This window comes from Streptomyces sp. NPDC059564, assembly GCF_042735575.1.
In the GTDB taxonomy this organism is placed as follows: Bacteria; Actinomycetota; Actinomycetes; order Streptomycetales; family Streptomycetaceae; genus Streptomyces.
In genome coordinates, this window is the sequence record NZ_JBHWBP010000141.1 from 1 (window position 1) to 8,612 (window position 8,612).

The 8,612-nt window shown below is 73.8% G+C and carries 11 protein-coding genes; 5 read left to right on the plus strand and 6 right to left on the minus strand.

Annotated elements, in window-relative coordinates; all coding sequences use genetic code 11:
* Positions 1 to 93: 93 nt before the first annotated feature.
* A complete protein-coding gene (locus ACFV0Q_RS22900; RefSeq protein WP_385008160.1) occupies positions 94 to 1,632 on the minus strand; it encodes an MFS transporter in 1,539 nt (512 codons plus the stop codon).
* Between the two features lie 139 nt (positions 1,633 to 1,771).
* Between ACFV0Q_RS22900 and ACFV0Q_RS22905 the strand changes: the two genes are divergently transcribed.
* A complete protein-coding gene (locus tag ACFV0Q_RS22905; protein ID WP_385008162.1) occupies positions 1,772 to 2,212 on the plus strand; it encodes a MarR family winged helix-turn-helix transcriptional regulator in 441 nt (146 codons plus the stop codon).
* 36 nt (positions 2,213 to 2,248) lie between these two features.
* Here the strand turns inward: ACFV0Q_RS22905 and ACFV0Q_RS22910 are convergent, their stop codons facing one another.
* The gene (locus ACFV0Q_RS22910) at positions 2,249 to 2,734 is read right to left on the minus strand and encodes a MarR family winged helix-turn-helix transcriptional regulator (RefSeq protein ID WP_385008164.1); all 486 of its coding nucleotides are present in this window, start codon (positions 2,732 to 2,734) and stop codon (positions 2,249 to 2,251) included.
* A 119-nt stretch (positions 2,735 to 2,853) separates the two neighbouring features.
* Here ACFV0Q_RS22910 and ACFV0Q_RS22915 point away from each other — a divergent pair, with 119 nt between their 5' ends.
* Positions 2,854 to 3,264, plus strand: coding sequence for an organic hydroperoxide resistance protein (locus tag ACFV0Q_RS22915; RefSeq protein ID WP_266579770.1), 411 nt, complete (start codon positions 2,854 to 2,856; stop codon positions 3,262 to 3,264).
* Positions 3,265 to 3,301: 37 nt separating this feature from the next.
* On the opposite strand, the gene ACFV0Q_RS22920 is transcribed toward ACFV0Q_RS22915, so the two are convergent.
* Positions 3,302 to 3,697 carry a hypothetical protein gene (locus ACFV0Q_RS22920; RefSeq protein ID WP_385008166.1) on the minus strand — a complete coding sequence of 132 codons (396 nt, stop codon included), beginning with the start codon at positions 3,695 to 3,697 and terminating at the stop codon, positions 3,302 to 3,304.
* A 176-nt stretch (positions 3,698 to 3,873) separates the two neighbouring features.
* On the opposite strand from ACFV0Q_RS22920, the gene ACFV0Q_RS22925 reads away from it, so the two are divergent.
* Genes ACFV0Q_RS22925 through ACFV0Q_RS22935 form a run of 3 tightly spaced genes read left to right on the plus strand, consistent with a single transcriptional unit; the run spans position 3,874 to position 6,589 of the window.
* Complete coding sequence (locus ACFV0Q_RS22925; RefSeq protein ID WP_385008168.1) at positions 3,874 to 5,139, plus strand: histidine kinase; 1,266 nt, start codon at positions 3,874 to 3,876, stop codon at positions 5,137 to 5,139.
* Entirely contained in the window at positions 5,127 to 5,783 is a 657-nt protein-coding gene (locus tag ACFV0Q_RS22930) for a LuxR C-terminal-related transcriptional regulator (RefSeq protein ID WP_385008169.1), read from the plus strand. The genes ACFV0Q_RS22925 and ACFV0Q_RS22930 overlap by 13 nt, the downstream gene beginning before the upstream one ends.
* On the plus strand, positions 5,780 to 6,589 hold the full coding sequence (locus ACFV0Q_RS22935; protein WP_385008170.1) for a hypothetical protein: 810 nt from the start codon (positions 5,780 to 5,782) through the stop codon (positions 6,587 to 6,589). Before ACFV0Q_RS22930 ends, ACFV0Q_RS22935 begins: the two co-directional genes overlap by 4 nt.
* 3 nt (positions 6,590 to 6,592) lie before the next feature.
* Here the strand turns inward: ACFV0Q_RS22935 and ACFV0Q_RS22940 are convergent, their stop codons facing one another.
* The 3 genes from ACFV0Q_RS22940 to ACFV0Q_RS22950 all read right to left on the minus strand — a co-directional run bounded on the left by ACFV0Q_RS22940 (position 6,593) and on the right by ACFV0Q_RS22950 (position 8,547).
* Positions 6,593 to 7,300, minus strand: coding sequence for a DUF6882 domain-containing protein (locus ACFV0Q_RS22940; protein WP_385008171.1), 708 nt, complete (start codon positions 7,298 to 7,300; stop codon positions 6,593 to 6,595).
* Between the two features lie 23 nt (positions 7,301 to 7,323).
* Positions 7,324 to 7,833 carry a DinB family protein gene (locus tag ACFV0Q_RS22945; RefSeq protein ID WP_385008172.1) on the minus strand — a complete coding sequence of 170 codons (510 nt, stop codon included), beginning with the start codon at positions 7,831 to 7,833 and terminating at the stop codon, positions 7,324 to 7,326.
* A gap of 90 nt (positions 7,834 to 7,923) precedes the next feature.
* Entirely contained in the window at positions 7,924 to 8,547 is a 624-nt protein-coding gene (locus ACFV0Q_RS22950) for an LPXTG cell wall anchor domain-containing protein (protein ID WP_385008173.1), read from the minus strand.
* Between the last annotated feature and the right edge of the window lie 65 nt (positions 8,548 to 8,612).

An 8,612-nucleotide genomic window follows, 5' to 3' on the forward strand; every position in this document is an offset into this window, starting at 1 on the left:
CCCGCAGGTGGTCTGACGGCCCGGAAGACGGCCGGACATGCCGCTGCCCCCCGGTCCGAGGGACCGGGGGGCAGCGAAGCGGAGTACGCGGGATCAGACGGCGTCGGCGGTGTCCGCGACCGGCGCGGCGGCCTTCGTCCCGTCCTTCGCCGCGTCCTTCGCGGTGGCCGGAACTTCCGCCGAGGCGGCGGCCACGCGCGGGCCGTGGCCGGAGCGCAGGCCGAGCCAGCTGATCAGCGCGACCAGCGCGAAGGCGGCGGCCCCGATCCCGAAGGTGAGGGTGAAGCCGGATTCGGCGGGCAGTGCGGGAACGCCCGGCGGGAGGTGCTCGATCGTCTTGGAGGCCAGGATCGTGGTGACGATGGCGCTGCCGATCGCGCTGCCGGTGGAACGGGAGATCGAGTTGATGCCGTTGGCGATGCCGCTCTGGTGGTGCGGGACGCTGGCCATGATCACGGCCGGCATGGCCGCGTAGCCGAAGCTCACGGCCGCGCCGACGACGAGGCCGGCGCCGATCACCGAGAAGCTGTGTCCGTGGTCCAGCGCCAGCCAGCCGAAGCCGACGGCGCCGAGCCCGGCGGCCAGGGCGAGCGCGACCCGCGGACCGCGGTGGCGGACCAGCTGGCCGCCGACGGGGGAGGCGAGCAGGGAGACGATCGCGCCGGGCAGCAGGAACTGTACGGAGGCGCGCAGGATGGACGCGTCGAAGCCGTAGCCCGTGAGCTTCTCGGGCATCTGCACGAGGTAGGAGACGCCGAGGAAGTTCGCGAACATGCCGAAGCCGACGAGGATGCCGGCCAGGTTGGCCATGAGCACCGGGCGGTGCACGAACATCCGCATGTCGACGAGCGGTTCGCGCACCTTGCGCTCGACCAGGACCCAGACGGCGGTCATGACGGCCGCGCCGGCGAAGCTGCCGAGGGTGCGGGCGGAGGCCCAGCCCCACTCGTGGCCCTGCGAGATGGGCAGCAGGAGCAGCAGCAGGGCGATGCCCAGGGTCAGCGCGCCGAGGAAGTCGGTGCGGCCGCCGGTCTTGTGACGGGTGGCCGGGACCAGGAAGACGACGGCGAGCAGGGCCAGCGTGGCGAAGCCGGTGGCCATCCAGAAGGCGTTGCGGTAGTCGGCGTCCTCACCGGAGGTGAGCAGGCCGGTGGCGACCAGCGCCAGTCCGCTGCCGAACGCGAGCGTGCCGCTGACCAGGGCCATGGCGCCGGGCAGCTTCTGCGGGCGGACCTCCTCGCGCAGCACGGACAGGGCCAGCGGGAAGATCGCGGTGGCCGCGCCCTGGAGCACCCGGCCCAGGATCAGCAGCGGCAGCGAGGTCGCCAGCGCCGCCACGACGGAACCCGCGACCATGACGCCGAGGACGGCCACCAGGGTGGGCTTCTTGCCGTGCTGGTCGCCGAAGCGGCCGAGCAGGGGGGTGAAGACGGCGGCGGACAGCAGGGTGGCGGTGGTCACCCAGCTGACGTTGGCGGTGGAGGTGCCGAGGTCGTTGCGGATCAGGCCCAGGATCGGTACGGGCAGGGTCTGCATCATCGACACGACCATGGCGGCGAGGCTCAGGGCGAAGACGATGACCGTCTCGTTCCTGTTCCTCGCTTCGGCGGGGGCGGATGCGGCGGAGCTCATGACTGGCAGGACCTTCTTACTGCTTCAGAACGCAGATGTTTGATGTCATCAAGTACTTCATCGAAGGTAGCCATCAATAGTTAAGGTGGTCAAGTAAAAGGTTGATAATGTCAACCATCCTGGAGTACGCTCCTGAGGTATGAGCGCCACCGCCCCACACGGCCCCACCAAGCTCGAACTGCTCGAACTGCTCGCCGCGATCGGCACCGCGCAGTGGCGGGACTTCGCCGCCGCGGCCGCCCGGTACGGGCTCACCTCCACGCAGGCCAAGGTCCTCGCCCAGCTCGACGGCCCCGTCCCGATGCGCGGCCTCGCCACTCTCCTGGCCTGCGACGCCTCGAACGTCACCGGGATCGTGGACCGCCTGGAAGCGCGCGGACTGGTGCGCCGCGAGGCCTCCGCCGCCGACCGGCGCGTCAAGAACGTCGTGGCGACCGACGAGGGCCGCGACACCATCCGCCGGGTGCGCGAGGAGATGCAGGCGACGCACGGCGCGCTGGACATCCTCGACGCAGCCGAGAGTGCCACGCTCTACGCCCTGCTGGAACGCCTGCGCCCCACCATGGAGAGCGGTTCCTGAGCCCCGGTCCTGAACCCCCGCGCCCGCCCCCGGGCCTCAGTCCAGCGGGGCGGCGGCGTCGAGGGCGGCCGTGAGGCGGCCCAGGCGCGCCTTGAGGTCGCGGAGCTCCTCCAGGTCGAAGCCGGTGGCCGTGGCGATCCGGCGCGGAACCTCCGCCGCGCGCTCGCGCAGCGCCGCGCCCTCCTCGGTGAGGACCGCGTGCACCGACCGCTCGTCCCGCGTGCTGCGCTCGCGCCGGATCAGGCCGGCCGCCTCCAGGCGCTTGAGCAGGGGCGAGAGCGTGCCCGAGTCCAGCCGCAGGCGCAGCCCCAGCTCCTTGACCGGCGTCGAGCCGTGCTCCCAGAGCACCAGCATCACCAGGTACTGGGGGTAGGTCAGTCCCAGATCCTTCAGGACGACGCGGTAGAGCCCGCCGAAGGCGCGGGTCGCGGCGTTGAGCGCGAAGCAGATCTGCCCGTCGAGGCGGAGGAAGTCCTGGTCGCGATCCTGGTCGCGGAGGGCGGTGGCGGGCTGCTCGGTCATGGGGCCAGTGTACCGGAGCACACTCGCGAGCCATTGAGTTGTGCACAATTTAATTGTGTGCTCTAGTAGTGGACGAGGGACGGTCACCCGCCGCCCCGCCCCCCTGAAAGGACCTCCCGATGGACGCGCTGTACACCGCTGTCGCCACCGCCAACGGCCGCGAGGGCCGCGCCGTCAGCTCCGACGGCCAGATCGACCTCGCGCTCGCCATGCCCCCGGCGCTGGGCGGAAACGGCCAGGGCACCAACCCCGAGCAGCTCTTCTCCGCCGGTTACGCGGCCTGCTTCGCCAGTGCGCTCGGCCTGGTCGGCCGCCAGGCGAAGGTCGACACCGGCGACATCTCGGTCACCGCGGAGACCTCCATCGGCCAGGACGCCGGCGGCTTCGGCCTCGCCGTGACCCTGCGCATCGAGCTCCCCGAGTCCCTCGCGGGCGAGACCGGCGCCCTGCTGGTCAAGCAGGCCCACGAGGTGTGCCCCTACTCCAAGGCCACCCGCGGCAACATCCCCGTCGAGCTCGTCATCGAGTAGTCGCCGGCCGCCGGCGGGCCCCGGAGCGCGCGTCCCGTCAGGACGCGCGCCGGGCGGCCACCACCGCGCACAGCCCCGCCATCGGCAGCTCCGCCGCGAGCGCCAGCACGAGCGCCATGCCCTGACCGCTCGTGCCCGCCGAGGTGGTGACGTCGAACCAGGCGTCCATGAGGAGCAGCGCGGCGGTGGCCGCCGCCACGGGCGAGACCCGCGGATCCCCCCGGCGCAGCAGCACCCCCGTCCCGGCCAGCCCCACGGCCAGCAGGGCGTCGAGCCCGATCCACGCGGCCGCCCAGTGCGACACCTCCACCGTCGCCGGCATCGTCTTCGCCAGCACCGCCATCCACGGCAGCAGCGCCAGCCCGGCGCCGGTGAGCACCGTCGAGAGGCGGACGGTGCGCCGGAACCGGATCTGCGGGGCGGCGAGGGCCATGGCTACGGGTCTCCTTCCGGCCCGCCGGCCGGTCCGCCGGGCACACCACCACTCTTGTGCCGCACGCCGCGAAGATCAGTAGCTCCACCGTCCGAACCGGGGGTGGTGCCAGCTACACCCCCCTCCGGGCACCAGGGTGATGGTTATGCCCTGACCAGGGCGATTACCGTACGGGCATGGCAACCCGCGGCGCGTTGAGGCGTACGTACACCTGGATCGCCTCGCACACCCCCTGGTCGGCGTGGGCCTGGCGCAACACCACCTTCAGCGCGGCCGCGATCCCGCCCGCGCTGCCGCTCGTCCTCGGCTGCGTCCTCGCCGTCGCGGGGCCCGGCCACAGCCCCGTCCCCCTGCTGCTCGTCGCCCTGTTCTGCCCGCTGCTGACGGCGCTCCAGCGCAGCCGCTTCCGGTCGCTGCTCGACCTGGACATACCGCCGGTCGTCCGTGAACACCGCTGGACGACCGTCCGCGGACTCACCGAACGGCTGCGCTCCGAATCCACCTGGCGGCAGTACGGCTACCACCTCGTGGTCAGCCCGCTCGCCGCCACCGGCGCCGCCCTCCTCGTCCTCCTCTGGGCCGGCTCCGCGGCCGCGGCGAGCGTGTACGCCTGGGCCTGGATGCTGCCCGTGGAGGAAATGCTCGCCGTCCCCGGCCTGCACTACCAGTACGACGGGATCACCGTGCTCGGAGGGCTGCTGCTGATCGCCGCGCCCTGGGCGGCCGCGACCCTGACCCGCCTGGACGCCGTCGCCGCGGCCGCCCTCCTCGGCCCCAACCGGGCCCGCGAACTGCAGCGGCGCGTCGAGGACCTCGCCGAGAGCCGGGCCGGGGTCCTCGACGCCGCCGACCTCGAACGCCGCCGCATCGAACGCGACCTGCACGACGGCGCCCAGCAGCGCCTGGTCTCCCTCGCCATGAACCTCGGCATCGCCCGCGCCACCCTCCCCGGCCTGCCGCCCGAGGCCAAGGCCGTCATCGACGAGGCCCACCGCGAGGCGAAGGAAGCCATCGAGGAGCTCAACAACCTGGTACGGGGCCTGCACCCGGCCGTACTCGAGGACCGCGGCCTGGACGCCGCGCTCTCCGGGATCGCCGCCCGAGCACCGCTGCCCGTCGAACTCGCCGTGGACATCGCCGAACGCCCGGGCCCCACCATCGAGGCCGTCGCCTACTTCGTCGTCTCCGAAGCCCTCGCCAACGTCGCCAAACACGCCCGCGCCGACCGCTGTTCCGTGCGCATCGGCCGCGTCGCCGGAGCCCGCGGCGACCTGCTGCGCGTCGTCGTCACCGACGACGGCGTCGGCGGCGCGGACCCGGCCGGCGGCACCGGTCTGGTGGGCCTGCGCAAACGCGTAGGGTCGGTCGACGGAACGATAATGATCAACAGCCCCGTCGGGGGACCGACCATCGTCACTGTGGAGCTGCCGTGCGGGCTGTGATCGCCGAGGACTCCGTCCTCCTGCGCATAGGACTCGTCAAAGTCCTCGAAATGGCCGGGTTCGAGGTGTCCGCCGAGACCGGCGACGCCGAAGGGCTCCTTGCCGCAGTCGAGGAACACCGCCCCCACCTCGCGCTCGTGGACGTCCGGATGCCGCCGGGCTTCACCGACGAGGGCGTCCGGGCCGCCCTCGTGATCCGCAGTCAGAACCCCGGCACGGCCGTGCTGCTGCTGTCGCAGTACGTCGAGGAGCGCTACGCCGCCGACCTGCTGGCTTCCCAGAACGGCGCGGGCATCGGCTACCTGCTCAAGCAACGCGTCGCCGACGTCGAGGAGTTCATCGACGCCCTGCGCCGCGTCGCGGCCGGGGGAACCGCCCTCGACCCCCAGGTCGTCGCCCAGCTCCTGCTGCGCCGCGGCGGCGGCCCGGACCCGCTGGAGCGGCTCACCCCGCGCGAGCGCGAGGTCCTCGCGCTGATGGCGGAGGGCCGCTCCAACGCGGGGATCGCCGAGGGGCTCGTCGTGAGCGAGAGCGCGGTCGCCAAGCACATCAACAGCATCTTCGCCAAGCTGGACCTGCCCCCGGCCGCCGAAGCCCACCGCCGGGTCCTCGCGGTGCTGCGCTTCCTGGACGGCACCCCGTGACACCTCGGGCGAGCCGCACGCACCGCCGAGCCTGGCAGTACGCCGCGCTGTCCGGCTCCGTCCTCGTCCTGCTGTCGGCCGGCCGGCAGGTCTGGGCGGAGGGGAGCCTGCACAGCGGCGTCCTGAGCGGGGGCAGCGCCGGGCAGGCCGTGACCGCCGTGGAGATCGTGGCCGGCGGCGCCGACGTCACCGTCACCCCGCGCGGGGACGGGCAGGTCGGCTACCGGGCCGACGTCCGCTGGTCGCTGCGGCGGCCGGAGATCGAGCAGAGCCGGCTCGGCGACACCCTGAGACTGACCCCGCGCTGCGCCGGCGACACCGACACGGAGGCCGACGCGCCGGGCTGCTCGGTACGGCTCGCGGTGACCGTGCCCACCGGGATCCCGGTGAAGGTGTCCGGGACCTCGGGCCGGATCAGCGTCAGCGGCCTGGAGGGCACCGTGGACGCGGACGTACGGACCGGCTCGCTGACCCTGGACGGCCTGCGCGGAGCCCTGCGGGCCAACGTCGGCTCCGGGGTCCTGAACGCCACCGGCCTCGCCTGCCGGGTGGCCGTCGTGCGGGCGGGCGCAGGCCTGGCCGACGTCCGCTTCCTGACCCCGCCGGACCGGGTCAGCGCCAGCGTCGGCTCCGGCCGCCTGGACCTCACCCTCCCCACGGACACCGGCTACCGCGTCACCAGCCGGGTGGGCGCGGGCCGTTGCGAGGTGGCCGACACCCTCCGCGACCCGTCGTCCCCCCGCACCCTGGACCTCGCCGCCGACTCCGGCAGCGCCCAGGCGGGCCACCGGCCCCCGGCCGACTGAGGGTCAGGGGTGTTCGTTGAGGGTCACCCGGATGTTCGCGATACGGCCCAGCCCGTCGAAGTCGACCCCGGCCGTGAGGCCGCCGGGCAGGGCGGCGGCGATCCGGCCGGGCTCCTGGTGGTGCGGCAGGCCGAAGTGCTCGAAGTAGCCGGCCACCATGGCGTACGGGGAGTGGCCGATCAGGCCGATCGACGAGGTGAGGGCGCCCGGGAGCGCCGAGGGGGCGAACGCGGGACGCGGCACCCGCGCGTCGTCGGCGAGCAGGTACAGCTGCGTGTCCGGACCGGCCTGCACGCTGAGGTACCCCGGCGCGCCGGTCACCCCCATCGCGGCGAAGGCGAGCATCTCGGCGGCCCTGCGCGGGTCGGCGAAGCCGGACAGGTCCAGCACCTCCTGCGCGAACTCGGGGATGCCGTACGCCCTGCCGTACTCCCCGGCGCGCCCGGACAGCGCGACCACCGGAGTGCCGCGCAGCCCCGGGTTGGCCCAGCCCCACATCCAGGACCCCTCGGACATGTCGTACGTGCCCAGCACGGACACGCGGAGGTCGAGGCCGCCCTGGCGGTAGACGCAGGCGTCGAGGTCGGCGGTCCAGTCGCCGTCGGGCATGAAGGCCATCAGGGCCTGGAGCTGGGCCGCGCCCCACGCGGCGTGCCGTTCGGCCTCGAACAGGAAGGCGTCGCCGAACGGGGTGTTCACAGGTGTCGTCACAGGTCACCACCCTAAGCCCGCCCCTACCGGCGTTCGAGGACACCCCGTACGTAGGCGGCCTGGCCCGCGTGCTGGAGGTCGTCGGCCAGGACGCTGACGAGGCGCACGCCCAGGGTGACCGGCGGGTCCCACCGTTCGTCGACCACCCGGTCGAGGTCCGCCGCCGCGAGCTCGCGCACGAAGCGCAGGGTCTGCTCGTGCACCGCGTCGACGTAGCCCAGCAGCAGTTCGTACGCGTCCACGCGGACCGTCCCGGCCTGCCGCGCGGAGTGCCCGTACCCGGTCGCCCCGGCGGGCAGCCCCAGTCCGAAGCGGTCCTCCCAGCCCCCGGCCGCCCACACCTGGTCGAGCCCGGCGGCGTCGGCCACGTGGTCGTCCTGCACCCGCGTCAGGTGCCAGACGAGCCACGCGATCGAGTTCGCCGCCGGGTCGATCCGGGCGTTGAGTTCCTCGGCCGAGAGCCCCTCGACCACCTCGTGGACCACCTCCCGGATGCGTCCGAAGCCGTCCGCGATCACCTCGGTGCCCTTCATGCGCCTCTCCCGCCACGTCCGCCGAACCGTCCAGCCGCTGCCGGGACCACCATGCAGGGCCGCTGCCCAGCGGCGCGGGGCGACACTCCGTCAGCGGCGCCGCAGCCGCCTGCGGCGCAGCAGGATGCCGGCGGCCGCACCGGCGAGGGCGATCCCGGCCACTCCGGCGGTCGTCCACCAGCCGGTGCTGTCGGTGTCGGTGTCGGTCGCGGGGGTGCCCGCGGAAGCCGGGGACGAAGACGGGGCGGGGGCCGGGGCCGGAGGCGTCGACGCCGTCGGGGCGGCGGCGGAAGCCGTCGGCGGGGCCGGGTCCACCACCGGGACCGCGATCTCCCGCTCGGCGTGCCCGAGCGAGGGGAAGCCCGCGTCGATGCTGACCGTCCAGCTGCCGGGCGGCAGCGTCTCGGCCGTCGTCCAGGCGGCGGCCCCGCCGCTGCCGCGGACCAGCCGCCAGGGGCCCGCCGTACGGGTTCCGTCGGCGCTCACCGCGTTCACGGTGGCGGCCACGGCCTCCTCGACGGCGTCCCCGTCGTTCTCCCAGGTGACGTCGGCGGTGACGTGGCCGTCCCGCTGACCGGTGATCACGACCTTGAGGGTGTCGCCGTGGGCGTGCGCGGTGCCGGCCACGGCCACGGCCAGGGCCTGCGCGAGGACCAGCAGCGCGAAGGCGAGGGCGGTGAAGGACGGGCGGATGAGTCGCGGGCGCGTCGTCATGGTGCTCCAGGCGGGAGGTGAGGGGGAGTTGAGGGGCGGGGGGAGGGGAGGGGACGGGACGGGAG